The organism is Methanosarcina subterranea (assembly GCF_055385895.1).
Window position 1 is genome coordinate 2692748 of record NZ_AP042426.1, and the last position, 14058, is coordinate 2706805.

Here is a 14058-nt window from a genome sequence, read left to right on the forward strand (position 1 = left end):
ATCACATAAAAAACTATTCTTATGTAATTATGAGCACATGTATGGATCCCGAGTTTCGCTGCCCGAGTTTCACTTCCCGAGTTTCGCTGCCCGAGTTTCGCTTCCCGAGTTTCGCTTCGGGATCACAGGAAATCGAAGATTTTCTGGGAGTTGCACTGCAAGTGCAACAGCACGAGGTCTGTTTCACTCGCTTCGCTCGCTCAAGCAGACTCGTATAAAGGATAATTGCAGCTTTTTATAGCTGCATTTTCATAAAAACGATACGTAGGCTGGGAGGGTAGTTTTGCAGACTTACGGCTTTGTCCGGCTATCTTAGACTACCACCCTCACTCCTACGGCTCTCCGGCAATTTAACATGTTACAGCTCTGTGTTCACAGAGTCTGGCGATTTTCCACGAGCTTACGGTCTGTAGAGAGCAGAGGGATATTTGGTTCCCAGTCTATAAAATAGTGTCGTGGGGGCTCTTATAAGTGTATTTGAATGTTGGTATTGATGTTGCTAAGAATATACATGAAGCCTGTATTCTGAACGATAAGGGAGAACAGATTGGAAAATACATCAAAATTAAGAATTTAAAAAGCAGTATTGAGAAGTTCAGAGAACGTGTAAAATCAACCGCAGGTGAATTAGATCTAATTCCAAGGATTGGAATGGAAGCCACTGGAATATACTGGTATACCATATATTGTGAACTTTCGAAACACTATGAAATCCATCTTTACAATCCTTCTCAGGTAAGGGGGTTTGCAGCAGTCAACGTTAGGGGAGCAAAAACAGATCAAATCGATGCAAAAACAATTGCTGGAATGCTTCGATTCGGGCAAGCCCCAAAAATCTGTTATGGCGATAAAATGAGAATGGAACTGAAGGAATACTGTAGATTCCATTTCAAACTGAAATCAGAGGTGGCTAACCTGAAGAAGCGGGTAATACGCAACATGCATCTTATTTTTCCTGGATATGACCAGATGTTTTCAAGCATATTCACAAAAACATCAATAGCTATTCTAAATGAAGCACCAAGACCCTTTGATATGCTTGAAATGGGAGAAGAAAGGCTCTTTGAATTGATGAGAAAAACGAGCAGGAATCATTACAGTCCTGAGAAAGCAAGAGAACTTTTAGAAATGGCGAAAGATTCAGTTTCTCCTGACTTTATTGAGGAGGCTTTACTATTTGAAGTTGAGTCTCTGCTGAAACTGATTGAATATATAGAAAACCAGATAAAAGAAGTGGAAACCAGGATTTCGGCTGCATGGAAAACGGTGAAGGATAAGCATTATCTTCAGACAATTCCGGGAATCAGCGATTTAATGGCAGCTATGATCTGGGCTGAACTTGGAGATGTGGAAAACTTTCAGCATCCTGACCAGATCGTTGCTTTTGCAGGATATGATCCAAAAGTAAAACAATCTGGGAACAAGGAAGTTATTTCAGGACCTAACAAAAAGGGATCAAAACTGCTAAGATGGGTTTTGGGGAGAGCTGTTGTGCAAGCAAAGCTGTTTAATCCGGTAATAGAGCAGTATTTTATGAAGAAAATGAGTGAGGGGAAGCACTACAATACTGCACTCTGTGCATCAGCTAAAAAGATGATAAGGATTATCTGGTCTGTAGAAAAGAACAAAAGACCGTTCCAGATACCGGGATAAAGTAAATTGAGAGGGGGAACTGAGAAAAATGATTGAAAAAAGGTAGCTGTGGCTATGGATTTTTATCGGTCTATGCGAAAAGGGAAGGAAGAGTTTTTGGGTTGAGGAGCAAAAAAACCTTTTAGGCATATTCATGGAAATTTACCGCGCTATCAGCGCGGCTTTTTCATAATAATTCCCCTTGATGAAAAAATCGAATATAAAAAATCATTTATAACATGTCTAAATTATAAAATCACAGATTTTACTTCCCGAGTTTCGCGTCGGGATCACAGGAAATCTTCGATTTTCTGGGAGTTGCACTGCAAGTGCAACAGCACGAGGTCCTTTTCGCTACGCTTTGCTTCGCTCAGGAGGACTGATTTATGAGGTATAGGAGTGAACTTTGCTCAGAAGGACTGAATTACAAATATTTCTAATCAGTGCAGCCTTATTCGCTATGTTAAGCCGGTTTTGTCATGTTTGACAAAGGAGAGCGGCTTTTCTCAAAAAAAGGAAAAGAAGAAAAAAGCCACAAAAGTAAAAAACACAAAATTTTCAGGTTTACTAAATAAAGCAAAATTAGAGACAATCTAAAAATATTCATAAGTATTCTTTTTTAAGTCTCCTTTTAGTGTTTTTTTCTTTTTTTGACGGGCACCAGGGAGGGTGTTCTCCATGGCATCTGGCAGGCTGGTTAGAGCTCTGCAAAGCATGGATAGAAAGCGGAATTATCCCTCTTTAGAGTTTCTATATAAATAAATCAGTTGACTAAGGAAACCCTTTTTAAAAATTTGTTTTTATTATAAATATTCATCCCTTTTCGGAGAAAAAACCTCAATAGCTACGGAATCCTCCATAGCTTCGGCACTGTGAATTACACCGCCGGGGATATTCCATGAATCACCCGGGCTCACTTCAAATGTTTCTCCATCAAAAGTCAGGAGAATTTTTCCTGATACCAGATAGCCGGTTTGTTCGTGAATGTGGCCATGAGAAGGAAGGTTACTTCCACTTTTTAAAAGGAACTCGGTCATCAGAGTCTTTTCTCCATAAACTACTGTTTTCATCCGGATTCCGGGAAGAAGGTCTTTATATTCTTTTGAATTACTCTTACAAAACATAAGAAGTCCTCTATTCCTTTCTAAAAATTAGATCGATATGCCAGCTCTGGCAGAATTTTTTAAATGAGATTATCTTTTATATTATTTTATGTTTCCTGGTAAATTTAAGCATCGAATTTAATCTTTTCCAGATAAGCCTGGAACTACGTCTTTTCAAACTGCATTCTTTTCAGATAGATAATACTTCTATCTTGATCTAACACGGTTTTCGGATGAATTTGATCAAAAGTCTGATCAAAATATATTATATCCATAATTTTATATAATATCAGCCATTATTATAACTCTGGGCATCTGAAACACTCTTTTCAAACCCCCAACAACTTTTACACCCCCACTCCCAAACCACTCCAAACTCTCAGATGCCCATTCCCCACATTTTGATCTCATTTCCAGACCTTAGAGGTAACTTACCAAAAAGATTATCTCTAAAAAGACACAAATCCATTGCATGCCCCTGATTCTTTTCCCTATTAACACCGAAAGGATGTCTCTGGTTCCTGCAACTGTGAAGCTATATCTTCTGGAACTGCATGACCGCACGTCATTTGCTTCTACGCTCAATGCACATGTTCCGCAGGAATGGCCGCCTGATCAGATCACTCCTGAAGTGATTGAAGAGTTCATAGGGAGGATGCAGGCAAGAGACCGAAAAATCTGGACCTTTTACTGGCTCCTGAATCAGAAGGAGCTGAAACTGCCTGTCCTGATAGGAAACGGAGGATTCCTTGTTCACGAAGACGGAACTCTTGAGCTAGGATACTCCATGCTTGCCGACTACCAGAACAAAGGATATGCAACAGAAGCTGTCCGGTCAATGCTGGAGTGGGCTTTTTCCAGCCTCAAAAAAGATTGCATCATAGCCCATACGTATCCGCGTCTGAAAGCTTCGATTCGCGTACTGGAAAAGAATGGTTTTCTTTTTGTAGGAAATGGCCCAGAAGAAGGAACAATAACTTATGAGCTTCAAAGAGAAAATAAAAGTTTCTGATCCAGCTTTATAATCCTTTTATAAGGCTGCTTCAATACCACTTATTCTCCTGAACATCCTGAGACTAGAGATACAGTCCTTCAGGACAATTAAGTTATTGAAATAATTAGAGTACTTCCAGAAAAGGCTGAAATATAGCAGTATAAACTATATTTTATATATTTGTAAGTATTATATACATACTGGGCATCTGAAAACTCTTTTAAAACCCCACATTCCTATCCCCCAATTCCTACCTCACCGAAAAACAGATGCCCCTACCCCCTTCATAAAGTATATCTTTTTACGTTATTTTTTTACGTTATTTTTTTACGTTATTTTTTTACGTTATTTTTTTACGTTATTTTTTTACGCTATTCCGCACTTTTTTACACTTCCTAATATACTACTCACTTTCAGTACCTTTTTTTACCCTGCTGCATGGCAGACTTTAGCTGTCTTTTCCTGCACTCCGGCACGAATGAAGCCGATCACCGTCAATTAAATTAAAGTATAGTTTTAAATTAGAGTACAGTTTTAAATTAAAGCACTATTTAAATTAAAGCACAGTTTTCACTAGGGCTGAAAGATGGGACAATTAACCATTAAGCAGCAAGTGACGGCTAATTGATAAACATATCTGGTATAGTCAACCTGGTTTAGGAGAGTGAAAACAGCCCTGAAAATTCTTAATGGTTGGAAATAAAAAACGGCTTTTGGGATGAGCTCGATAAGTAAACAGAGTGATAGGTAAACAGAGTGATAGGTAAACAGAGTGATAAGTAAACAGAGTGATAAGTAAATAGAATAATACTAATAGAAACGAAAGGAAATATACCAATAGATGTAACCGAAATTTCGAAAGAAATATTGATATGGAGGCGATAAATTGTCAGAAAACCCTCTGCAGGTTATAATGGATAAAGATCCCGAATTTTTCAAGCTTCTCGAAAGTACGCGCGGACTTGCATTTTCAGAAGGCGGAATGCCAATGAAATACAAATTCCTTATTGCAATGGCACTTGATGCAGCTAACGGTGCAGTCGACGGGGTAAAAGTCCTTGCAATTCAGGCAATGGAAGCCGGAGCTACAAAAGAAGAGATTATGGAAGCAATAAGGATAGCTCAGTATATTTTTGGAGTTGGAAGTGTTTACACGGCTGCGAGAGCCCTGAATGATGTCCTATAAAAAGTAAAAAAGATAATTTCACTATTTTTATATGTGATGGAGGACTAAATAACATTGGGAATAGGGCACCTGAGAAAACTATTTTTCTCAATAAATATCCCAAACTCATATCCACCTAAACTCAATCCCAAAAATCAGGTACCCTATCTTCCCACAAAGACTCACTTCTGCTGTTTAATCCGTTGTCCTGTTATCAGTACTTTCTAGTTATCTTCCTTTTTTACTCAACTGTCGCCTTTTAATACTTAATCTGTTTTTTACTCAATGTGGTTTTGCCTCGCCTTAATATAAGTAGTCGGAATTTTAAAACCAGCTCATTAGTATAATAACTGATATTTTATTGGTCATGATGCTAGGCGGTGCTTCCATGCATACCATACGATTAGTGCCGAAGCCACGACTGCTGAAAGTGTCATTAGTGCTCCACCCCAGTATCCAGACTGTGTAGCTTCAATTACGCTAATAAACCATAGGAGAGCAAAGACCCCGCCCACGATGATATTTAACCAGCGATTCAGCGAATCTTTCAGGGTCAGGGATAGGAAAGCCATCATCATTGGAACCAGCATTAAGATTGCAGAGAATAGTATCATACCAGGGCTTATCTTCTGGCCTTCTGCTTCTCCTGCCATTAATTGTGCTATAATACCTGGTTCCATAAGCAATATTATCTGATGAGCCAAAAAGGCAATTGATGCAAAGAGCCAAAGCACTGAAATCTTTATCTTCCAATCTTCCAAAACTTCTGCCTCCTTAGAGATTCCTTAAAGTAACTTTATCTGTTTACCATTTTCCTTATTATAACTTTTCTACATACCGCATATAATTTTATAATAAAAATCTATGTATAAAATAAAAACGATAAATCTACTTTTTATGATCAAAATAAAGGTCTTAGAGACTTTACTGCTTTACTCTCTTCAATGGTCTGAAAGCCTAATGCTGCAGGTTTCTGGCTTCACTTTGCTGCAAGCTTTTCTTTGTAACAGCACACAGACACCTAACACAAAAAAAGTAATAGAATTTTCCTTTACTGTGGTGAGTAGGACAAAATAAGAGTTTACGATTTGTAGAGAAAAAATATGCGTTTTTTATTAGCTAGAAACCTCAAAATTTCCATATCTAACTATTTATTGTAATAGTCATAATAATAGTCAGGTTTTAAATAAGTTTTAACATTTGCAATTATACTTTCTCAACAAATGCATTGAAAAAGCCTAAGCTTTCACGTTAATAGAGTTTCAATCCCTCTAAAGCCTTATTTTAACCGTCTATAGTCTTCATTTATACTCTCTCTATTATTTGTTTTACCAATAAATTGTGCATTTTTCTATAGTTCCCATATCTTTCCAGTTAGTATTTTCCTTTATAAGACCTTTGAATTTTAAAGTTCCACCTTCTTCACAAGTGGCAATTAAGTCCCAAGTCTCACTGCTGGTATATATCATACCATAATCTGTAGCCTCAAAGCAATTTAGTACATAATAATAATTGCCCTTAAGATCAACACGCACTACACCACATCTAATTCCCTTATCATTTGCATTCTTTTGTACTCGTTCGGCATATTCCCAACAGTCGGTAAGTTTTTCTTTATCTGTTGTATCACTGTGAACGAAAGATATTACCTCTCGTTTTGTTACATCTTTTACCCGAACAGCATTTTCATAAGCTTCTTCAATGGTTTGGTTTGTACTTTGGTTTACACTTTCATTTAAAGTTGCGTTGTTTAATGAAATAGGTTCATTTATTTGTGTGGTGTTATTTGTTTTGCTTATGTTTGTGGTAATGATCTCATTTGTGACATTTATCTTCATTTCATCATTGCCTAAGTTACCCGCACAACCTGAGCAAAGCAGTACTAAGCTCACCAATATTGTATATTTTAATGTTTTACTCACTTATACCCTCTCTATTCCGTTGTGTTTCAATCCCTCAAAGGTCTGATTTTAACCTGTACACCTCTGTAGGAGCATGTCAGCTTCAATTTACATTACCTCATGAATAGTATTCGCTAATTTCTTCAGTCATTACATTATAGGCTCGTCTAGGGGCACCAGAAATACGTTCAAAACTTATACAATACCCATCGAATCCAATTGCTCTGCTATCTCTGAACTATTATACGCCATGAAATTTCCCTAACATCTAAAAGAATTTAAGAACATATCAAATTATCTATTAATAGGACTTTTATCATGAGAGTTGGACAAAAATTTAAAAGGTTGCTCTTTCTCCAGATTTATTTTATTATATCATGAAGAATGCCTTGGAATTGTCACAACGAAATATCAAATAAATTAAAAAGTTGTTAGTCGATGTGTAAGTGTAGTGATCTTTCCAATTCTTTTTAAACATATTATTAAAGAGCCTGAACAAAAATATTACTATTTAAAAGTATTTTTATAGAGAAATCACTATTTGACCGTTAGTAATAACGTGAAAATATTATCAGTTGATCTGGAAGTTTAAGTAAAAAGAATGCTATTGAATTAAAAGAATGGATTCCAAATGTGCTTCAATTTACTGAGCCGAACCTTATGTCTCATCGGAAGATATTGATAAGGGAAGTCGCTGGAGCAAAGTAGGGAATACGATACTTTTGGCTCTGTATAAATCGTCATTTGAACAATGATAAAAATGTTTTTTACCAAAAGAAATTGTATCTATACAGTAATCCAGAGGTCATACTGTGATAGATGAACTAAAAAAACTGGATCAAAGAGATAACAAGCAAAGCACAACTATCATTGAGAAAAAAGGAATACTTTCACAGGAAGACTGGCTTATTGTTGGTTCTGCACTGGTCTTGTTCATTGTGAACAATGTCTTCTTGAGTATTTTCCTCTCAAAGATGCCAGGTGGGTCAGCCGCAGGCATTACCACAATCTATGTTATTTCATTAGTAAGCTTAGTCATCAGGAAATTCAAATCCGTCACCATGATTTTCATAATATATGGGAGTATTGGAATTCTAAGCCACATAATGGTTGGAGACTGGATATACATTCCAAAGGTTGCAATAGTAATAATGATTGCAGCGCTATTCGACTTTCTCCTGCATGAAAGTAGTTACAGAGCGACTTCATTTATTTTTGGGTTTGCAATATTTGTTTTTTTACTAAATGTAACTGACTATGGTTTTTCATATCTGTTTGAGAATTTTGCAAAGCCTGTAAACATAAAGGACATAATCCTCTCTCTTGCCTATGGATACGCAGGGATAATATTTGCATTCGCCACATATAACCGCCTACAAAGAGCATGACTGCCGGAGAATTACAGATCGAAAATCTCAAGCCATTTTAAGCCCTTTAGAGTCTTTCAAAACATTTGATCAAAGTGTTCGTCTAGATGGGTTTGAAAAATAAGCCTGGAAGTTTTTACACAGTGCCTGCTGGAAGCTGTGGGTATCTGTAGAACAGATTTCCTGCAAAACAAGAAACCATAGCAAAAATACCAAATTTAAGATCTGTTATATGAGTAGTTCTTGAGTTCGAATCCCACCCTTCGCACTAAAATATGGGATATATAACGAGCTTATCCCAAAACCTCATTTAATCTAATTATGAGCCTATCCCAAAACCCATTTTCATTCACATATTATAAGAGCTTCACAGCTTTTTTCTGGTTAGTAGCTCGATTGATTACTTCAAAAATTAAGGTTCAAAGAAGTAGTTTTTGAGTTTTAGGATCAGCTCATAGTTACCTTTTATAAATTTATTGCAAATTTCCTTAAGCTGTTTTTACCTTTTACTAGTGCATCGATTCCTAATTAACGCCATTTTAGACTGTGATTCCACCAGGCATTTCATCCATTTCTTCCATTTTATATCTCCACGTAAATATAACTTGTTTTTCGTTAATCTGGTTTATATATTGACTAATTCTTTCTTTTAATTCATTCATTGAGTCTACTCTTATTCCTCTCAACACGCTCCTTACCATTTTACTGAAAAAACTTTCGATGATATTCAGCCACGAGGCATGTTTGGGTGTGAAAACAAATTCAAATTTATCAGGAACCGTTGCCAGGTATTCCCGAGTTTCTTCTGATGTATGAACTTTTAGATTATCCAGTATAATTATGATTTTTTCTTCTAAGTATGTTGACTCAAGTCCTTTGAGATATTCAACGAATTCGCAGCTTCTATGCTGCTCAAATACTTTATAATAAATTATCCCAGATATCAAGTCAATTCCAGCTAATATTGAAAGAGTCCCATGTCTTTTATACTCATAATCTCTTGCTATTGTAGAATAATGCCCTTCTACTGGCATAAGATCTGGATAAACATTTCCAATTGCCTGAATACCTGGTTTTTCATCGTAAGAAATAATCACTGTTTTAATTTCTTCGTTTTTCTTTTTTTTCACTTAGTCTTTTAGACTCTCTATATGTATCCAGGACATTGGCTGCTTTTTGATCAAAATCGGGATCAACTTTAGCAATGTAATAGCTAATCTTATGTGGTTTTATTTTGCTTGCATTGAGAATCTTTGAAATTGTTCCCTGATTTATCGAAGATAAATCAGGATGTTTCTCTTTGATACAATTCTCCCTGATATATTCAACAAGGAGCCTCTGAGTCCATATTTCATGAGGATAACCAAGATCTTTTGGTTTCATACAAGCAAGTGAGACCACCCAAGCTCGTGATTCAGCATTAATATCTTGAGGTCTTCCACTTCTTGATTTGTCTACCAAGCCTTCTTTAACTCCAAGATCCAAAACTCTTTTTATCCATAGTCTTACAGTTTTGTAATCTACTTTTAACTCTCTGGAGATCTCAGTATCGTTTTTTCCCTGATAGCTTAAAAGTACAATCCTGGATCTTTCAACAATGCTTGCAGTTTGATTTCTGGAACGACTTAACTTGGTCAGATAGTCTAACTCTTGTTGAGTAAATGATAATTTGGGACGAAGACTTATGCGAGGCATAAGTACATTTATAGTCTTACTAATATAATGATTTATGCATATAATTCAGAATCGAAGCACTAGTAAATTTTACATTTTTACTTTTACAGTAAAAACATACACATTTTTATCTTTATCTGAAACCAATGCTCTCACTTACTCACCTTTTCCAGAGCATGAGCATTAAGAGTAAATGGTTTATTTGACTTGGTATTCTGCTTTAGGTAATGTAAAGTGCCTTTAGAATACCCTAATTTCTTCCAATCAACATTAGAGATATTAACAATTTTTTGCTTTATGTCATAAGAATCAATTCTCTCAATTTCAAACTCAGAAACCGAAACATCAGGTTAAAAAATGAACTGAGTTCAAACTTATTACATTTCGGAAGAATGATATAAAACTATTTCTTTTTACTGTTATGAATCGTGAAGAAATTCTTGAACTTTGTGCTTCAAATCCTGAAGCTATTATAGATTACATTAAAAGTTTGAAACCTACTCTTGATTTTAATCCATCAGAAAGGCCGGAATGCTCTTTAGATTTGTATAAACAGGCTAAAGATAACGAAATTTGTGGATACATATATAATGATGGAAGAATAGCTGATCCGTGGGAAGCGTATGCAGATGGATATTTAGCAGCAGTAAAAAAACTAATTGAAGTTGCAAAAAGAAATGAGTTTATGGTAGATACTTTTGGTTACCCTATATTTTACTTATTTTACCATTGAGCCTGTTTCAAAATTATATATTATTTGATTTTATATTATATAGGGGATTAGTATACATTTCGAAGAACTTACTGATGCTCAATGGGCTCATATTCACTTACACCTTCCTCCCCAACCGAAGGTTGGGAGGAAGAGAGTAAATGATCGTCAGATCATTAACGGAATTCTTTATGTTCTTGTTACAGGTTGTCAATGGCGAGATATGCCCAAACAATACGGATCTTACGTAACTGCTTGGAGACGACTAAGGAATGATTGAAAAATAACTTCAAGTTTTAACTTCTGGAATAGCTGTATAATTCCATTTTCCCAAATAATCATCAAAGACAATTTTCATTTTTTCCTTAAAGTTTTCACTTACTTTTCTTCCCGTAGCATAAACTTTATTTTTGATGGTTGAAAACACATTCAATCCTGTGCATGTATACGTCCTATCAACAAGGCTTTTAACAACATCAATAGTGCTGAAAACAGTACCTTTGCAGGCACTTGTAACATGACAGAATAACCTGTGTTCTATTGGATTGTATTTCGAAGTATATGGTGGATAGTGAGCCATTCTGATTTCAATCCCAATTTCATTTACCAGCTTTTGCAGATCTTCCTTGAAAATATAATGCCTGCTTGAGTTGCTTCCACCACCATCTGCTAAGGTTAAAATGCTATTTGCCTTAGGATAGTTTTCCTTACCGTATTTTTCCCACCAGTATTTAATGCAGTCACAACAAAACTCACTTGTATCTTTACTGGTTCCTAAAGTGATGTATCCTTCGTTACGTTTCAGGTCATAAATACCATGTGGAATTACAAAACCATCTGAAAATGTATTGAAATCGTGGTCATATACCTTTACTGTCTGGGTACAGTAGATTTTACCGTCACGGTAGAAATTACCGATGACTTCTTTTTTTTACGTCTATACTGATTATCGGATTCTCGCTTTTTACGTACTCTTCTTTGAGCTTGTTAATCTTCTCAAACTGCTCATTTCTGCCTTTACAGTCTTTCATAGTGACAGATTTTTGCATTTTTCTCTTTACAAAACCATGTTTCTTTAAGAGCTGCTTTACTACATGTGGACTTATGTTCATGCCTTTTGCTTCAAAAGCCTTTGAAATGCCCTTGAGACTCAGATTCGTCCATTTTATTTCTTTATCCGTAGGGCTTCCAGCCGTATGATGTTTTAGAATGTCAAAGAAAACTTCATCAATATTCTCAAATGTATCGATGATTTTCTTTTTTCCTCCGCCAGACTTTCGAATCCTGTTACCTGGTTTTTCTATACCATTAGTGATTTCATTAATTCCAGCCATAACAGTTTGAAAATGACAGCCTAGAACACTACTTATGTAGTTTTGTCCCCCATGTCCTAATTTCATTGCTTCTATGGCTGCATATCTTCTTCGATCTTTCTCATTTAAAGTGTTATAAAACGCTTTCATCTGTTTTTCAATTTTTTCAGAATATTTTGTGTGCAGCATTAAAGTAAATTCCTTGTCATTTCTAACAGATTTTAATCAATATTATATGACAATAAAAATACTTTAAATTATATATTTGTTATTCCTAAAAAGATGGTCTGAAGAAAGTGTTTGGGATAAAATCTTTGATTCTCTCATAGATGATTCTTATCAGAATGGACAACTCTCCCTTGAAATTGTTGCAATAGATAGCAGTTTTGTAGAAGCAAAAAAAGGGGGGAAAGTGTCGAGTATAATGGATTCAAAAAGAGAAAAGGAATAAAGATTCATGCAGCTGTAACCTCAGAAGATCTTCCATTAAGCATTGTTATTGGTTCAGGAGCGGAATATGATCCTTACAGATTTGAGGAGACTATTGGAGCAATAAAGGTAAGGACTGGATACAGACCAATAACAAGACCAGAAGAAATAGTAGCAGATTCAATTTACGATGATACGCAGGTACGAGAGTACCTGCACAGGAGAAGAATCAAAGCTTCTATTCCTGAAAACAAAAGAAACAGAAAGAAAAGAAAAAGAGGAAGACCTAGAAGATTTAGTAAAAAATCGTATGCGAAAAGGTCAGCAGTAGAAAGGTTTTTCTCAAGGATAAAAACAGGATTCAGAAGAATTATCCTAAGGTATGAAAGATTGGACAGAATATTCAGGGCATTAGTGATATTAGCAACATTCTTTATTTATTGGGAAAAGCTACAGGAGAAGTTTTGAAACGAGCTCATTATCTTGAATTGCGTTTAAAACAAATAATACGTCGTGTGGAGTTCTTTATATATCAAACACATCAGAAACAAGATTTATCCACAAGCCATAATATAGTTTCTTTGTGGGAAAAATGCAAAATAATCTTAAAAGAAATAGAAGAGTGGGAAGAGTACACAGATTTAAGTGAAGATATTAGAATGGACTATGAAACAATAGATCATTTTATTAAAGAAGTTGCACGGGATACAACATCACAAGCATTCCGTTACCCTGATAATTTTAAGAAACAAAAGCCATTTCTGGTAGATGATAAAGAACAACAGTTTCTTAATATTACAAATCTGTCATATGTTGTAGATTGGTTATCTTACAGACTTGATGGAATCAGCATGGCAATTGCTGTGCAGTTAGATTTTTGTGGAGATTACTATTGAACTTATTTTTGGAATATCGTATTTTCATAAGCACACAAATTTTGTTGTACAACCTATGGCTTTTGTTAATATATTCACAGACATGTGAATAAAATGCATAAGTTATACTAAAATACCCAAATTAAATTCAATCTCTTACAGCACTTGCTAGCATTAGCCTGTATTGTAACGCTCTTTCGAAGATGCATCATATAAAATTTGATAAATTACTGTATTCATAACCTGTTTAACTGCTTCTTCATCATCGATGTCTTTAATTTCCGAAAGAAGCATATTACACATAATCTGATAAATCCTGTTATCGTTTACTCCTTTAGCGTTCCCCCATTTTCTTAGAACTATATCTAATTCCTTATCCATCTCTTCGAAATAAGCACTTAGTTGGCTGAGTTCTGTTATCATTTCTTTCTGACCACGTGTATGACCGAACTTCATAGCTCGTGCCCAGAAATAATGATGTGCTATAAAATTTCTCTTTTCCAGAGCATCTGAAAGTTTCTTTTCAAAATCGTCTGATAAATCAACGGATTTTTTAACATTGTATATTAATTGACCAAGTGTCTTCTTAAAGTTTCCTTCAAGAATAGAGTCAAATTGCGATTTAGTAATATGGTCGGCATTAGGATTATAAACAGTGGCAGCAAGCATAGCTAAAGTTCTTTCTAAACATTGAATGTGATACATCGTAAGCCCGTAAAATGCATATACTTCTCTGGTACGATATGATTCAGGGTCAAGCGTATCATCGTAGTTGTAGTCAGCTATATTGTCTGTCATGCATTTCAATATAAGTAATAAGCTGATAAACGTAACGAAAATTATTAGATATATCGTCGAGATTTCCCGCAAATCCCACCACAAGCAAAAAACGT

General features: G+C 35.5%; 13 protein-coding genes and 2 pseudogenes. 9 read left to right on the forward strand and 6 right to left on the reverse strand.

The features are described from left to right. Positions 1-471: 471 nt before the first annotated feature. Positions 472-1653 carry an IS110 family RNA-guided transposase gene (locus tag ACZ5A8_RS11870; protein WP_464529245.1) on the forward strand — a complete coding sequence of 394 codons (1182 nt, stop codon included), beginning with the start codon at positions 472-474 and terminating at the stop codon, positions 1651-1653. 782 nt (positions 1654-2435) lie between these two features. Here ACZ5A8_RS11870 and ACZ5A8_RS11875 read toward each other — a convergent pair. Beyond that, positions 2436-2756 (reverse strand): cupin domain-containing protein, encoded by a 321-nt coding sequence (locus ACZ5A8_RS11875; protein WP_322221151.1) that lies wholly within the window; start codon positions 2754-2756, stop codon positions 2436-2438. A gap of 451 nt (positions 2757-3207) precedes the next feature. Between ACZ5A8_RS11875 and ACZ5A8_RS11880 the strand changes: the two genes are divergently transcribed. After that, complete coding sequence (locus tag ACZ5A8_RS11880) at positions 3208-3747, forward strand: GNAT family N-acetyltransferase (protein WP_464529247.1); 540 nt, start codon at positions 3208-3210, stop codon at positions 3745-3747. 868 nt (positions 3748-4615) lie between these two features. After that, positions 4616-4915: a carboxymuconolactone decarboxylase family protein gene (locus tag ACZ5A8_RS11885; RefSeq protein ID WP_464529249.1), complete on the forward strand. Its 300-nt coding sequence runs from the start codon at positions 4616-4618 to the stop codon at positions 4913-4915. Between the two features lie 344 nt (positions 4916-5259). Here the strand turns inward: ACZ5A8_RS11885 and ACZ5A8_RS11890 are convergent, their stop codons facing one another. Continuing rightward, a complete protein-coding gene (locus ACZ5A8_RS11890; protein ID WP_464529250.1) occupies positions 5260-5655 on the reverse strand; it encodes a DUF6326 family protein in 396 nt (131 codons plus the stop codon). A 567-nt stretch (positions 5656-6222) separates the two neighbouring features. Beyond that, positions 6223-6816 (reverse strand): hypothetical protein, encoded by a 594-nt coding sequence (locus tag ACZ5A8_RS11895; protein WP_464529252.1) that lies wholly within the window; start codon positions 6814-6816, stop codon positions 6223-6225. 791 nt (positions 6817-7607) lie between these two features. On the opposite strand from ACZ5A8_RS11895, the gene ACZ5A8_RS11900 reads away from it, so the two are divergent. Further along, a complete protein-coding gene (locus ACZ5A8_RS11900) occupies positions 7608-8183 on the forward strand; it encodes a hypothetical protein (protein ID WP_464529253.1) in 576 nt (191 codons plus the stop codon). 518 nt (positions 8184-8701) lie between these two features. Here the strand turns inward: ACZ5A8_RS11900 and ACZ5A8_RS11905 are convergent. After that, a pseudogene (locus ACZ5A8_RS11905) lies at positions 8702-9857 on the reverse strand (IS630 family transposase). A 400-nt stretch (positions 9858-10257) separates the two neighbouring features. On the opposite strand from ACZ5A8_RS11905, the gene ACZ5A8_RS11910 reads away from it, so the two are divergent. Beyond that, positions 10258-10569 (forward strand): hypothetical protein, encoded by a 312-nt coding sequence (locus ACZ5A8_RS11910; protein WP_464529255.1) that lies wholly within the window; start codon positions 10258-10260, stop codon positions 10567-10569. A gap of 52 nt (positions 10570-10621) precedes the next feature. After that, complete coding sequence (locus ACZ5A8_RS11915; RefSeq protein ID WP_464534111.1) at positions 10622-10828, forward strand: transposase; 207 nt, start codon at positions 10622-10624, stop codon at positions 10826-10828. A gap of 9 nt (positions 10829-10837) precedes the next feature. Here the strand turns inward: ACZ5A8_RS11915 and ACZ5A8_RS11920 are convergent. Next, a pseudogene (locus ACZ5A8_RS11920) lies at positions 10838-12050 on the reverse strand (ISAzo13 family transposase). 76 nt (positions 12051-12126) lie between these two features. Here ACZ5A8_RS11920 and ACZ5A8_RS11925 point away from each other — a divergent pair. Genes ACZ5A8_RS11925 through ACZ5A8_RS11935 form a run of 3 tightly spaced genes read left to right on the forward strand, consistent with a single transcriptional unit; the run spans position 12127 to position 13186 of the window. Beyond that, a complete protein-coding gene (locus tag ACZ5A8_RS11925; RefSeq protein WP_464529257.1) occupies positions 12127-12312 on the forward strand; it encodes a hypothetical protein in 186 nt (61 codons plus the stop codon). A gap of 2 nt (positions 12313-12314) precedes the next feature. Further along, positions 12315-12758 (forward strand): transposase, encoded by a 444-nt coding sequence (locus ACZ5A8_RS11930; protein WP_464534113.1) that lies wholly within the window; start codon positions 12315-12317, stop codon positions 12756-12758. After that, the gene (locus tag ACZ5A8_RS11935; protein ID WP_464529259.1) at positions 12731-13186 is read left to right on the forward strand and encodes a hypothetical protein; all 456 of its coding nucleotides are present in this window, start codon (positions 12731-12733) and stop codon (positions 13184-13186) included. Before ACZ5A8_RS11930 ends, ACZ5A8_RS11935 begins: the two co-directional genes overlap by 28 nt. Before the next feature lie 153 nt (positions 13187-13339). On the opposite strand, the gene ACZ5A8_RS11940 is transcribed toward ACZ5A8_RS11935, so the two are convergent. Continuing rightward, positions 13340-13963 carry a hypothetical protein gene (locus ACZ5A8_RS11940; protein WP_464529261.1) on the reverse strand — a complete coding sequence of 208 codons (624 nt, stop codon included), beginning with the start codon at positions 13961-13963 and terminating at the stop codon, positions 13340-13342. Between the last annotated feature and the right edge of the window lie 95 nt (positions 13964-14058).

Coding starts and splice junctions, on each gene's coding strand:
- ACZ5A8_RS11880 (WP_464529247.1), top strand. CDS start 3,208: ATGCCCCTGATTCTTTTCCCTATTAACACCGAAAGGATGTCTCTGGTT.
- ACZ5A8_RS11940 (WP_464529261.1), bottom strand. CDS start 13,963: ATGACAGACAATATAGCTGACTACAACTACGATGATACGCTTGACCCT.
- ACZ5A8_RS11875 (WP_322221151.1), bottom strand. CDS start 2,756: ATGTTTTGTAAGAGTAATTCAAAAGAATATAAAGACCTTCTTCCCGGA.
- ACZ5A8_RS11910 (WP_464529255.1), top strand. CDS start 10,258: ATGAATCGTGAAGAAATTCTTGAACTTTGTGCTTCAAATCCTGAAGCT.